The organism is Solibacillus merdavium (assembly GCF_014836935.1).
In the GTDB taxonomy this organism is placed as follows: Bacteria; Bacillota; Bacilli; order Bacillales_A; family Planococcaceae; genus Solibacillus; species Solibacillus ferritrahens.
The window spans coordinates 1-504 of sequence record NZ_JACSPW010000057.1; the positions used below are offsets into that span (position 1 = coordinate 1).

General features: G+C 52.4%; 5 tRNA genes. All 5 read right to left on the reverse strand.

The window, feature by feature from the left end:
- Positions 1-75: 75 nt before the first annotated feature.
- Positions 76-151, reverse strand: a tRNA-Ala gene (locus H9632_RS18730).
- A 7-nt stretch (positions 152-158) separates the two neighbouring features.
- Positions 159-235, reverse strand: a tRNA-Pro gene (locus H9632_RS18735).
- A gap of 5 nt (positions 236-240) precedes the next feature.
- Positions 241-317: transfer RNA gene (locus tag H9632_RS18740), tRNA-Arg, on the reverse strand.
- 17 nt (positions 318-334) lie between these two features.
- Positions 335-423: transfer RNA gene (locus tag H9632_RS18745), tRNA-Leu, on the reverse strand.
- Positions 424-428: 5 nt separating this feature from the next.
- Positions 429-503 (reverse strand) — tRNA-Gly (locus H9632_RS18750).
- Position 504: the final 1 nt, after the last annotated feature.

Below are 504 nucleotides of genomic sequence, written 5' to 3' on the forward strand. Positions count from 1 at the left end.
AAAGTTATAATCTATTGTTTGCTTCATTTAAGAAGCTTGTTTCATTAACGTTGCTTGTTCAGTTTTCAAGGTTCATGGTGGAGCCTAGCGGGATCGAACCGCTGACCTCCTGCGTGCAAGGCAGGCGCTCTCCCAGCTGAGCTAAGGCCCCTAAATAATGGTCGGAATGACAGGATTCGAACCTACGACCCCTTGGTCCCAAACCAAGTGCTCTACCAAGCTGAGCTACATTCCGAAATATGGCGCGCCCGGCAGGAGTCGAACCCACAACCTTCTGATCCGTAGTCAGACGCTCTATCCAATTGAGCTACGGGCGCTAAATATATTGTAAAGATGGTGCCGAGGGCCGGAATCGAACCGGCACGGTGATCACTCACCGCAGGATTTTAAGTCCTGTGCGTCTGCCAGTTCCGCCACCCCGGCATTTTTGGAGCGGAAGACGAGGTTCGAACTCGCGACCCCCACCTTGGCAAGGTGGTGTTCTACCACTGAACTACTTCCGCA